At 58.7% G+C, this 235-nt stretch carries 1 protein-coding gene; it reads right to left on the bottom strand.

What is annotated here, in order from left to right; genetic code table 11:
• A partial coding sequence (gene opgC, locus AC0L3U_RS40235; RefSeq protein ID WP_473365248.1) for an OpgC domain-containing protein occupies window positions 1–117 on the bottom strand: 117 nt, incomplete at its 3' end.
• Window positions 118–235 lie beyond the last annotated feature (118 nt).

Below are 235 nucleotides of genomic sequence, written 5' to 3'. Positions count from 1 at the left end.
CTGCACCAGATCGCGGGTTTCGATATGGCTGTTGGCGAAAATCACAATGCCCATCAACAGCGCCAGCAGGAAAATGTGCACCACATAGAGCGTCCATACCCGGCGCAGTATCTTCAAACAGGCACGCCGATGTAGGTCTTGGTGGTCTGGCTGTCGACCAGACGCTGCTCGGCTAGCTTGACCGAGTGCGGAATCGGCGTCAGGCCCTGGTCGTCCTTGTAGGCGCCCACACCCA

The organism is Bradyrhizobium sp. Kon69 (assembly GCF_055807515.1).
The sequence above is the reverse complement of the archived record's forward strand: the minus strand, read 5'-3'. Positions and strand labels throughout refer to the sequence as shown.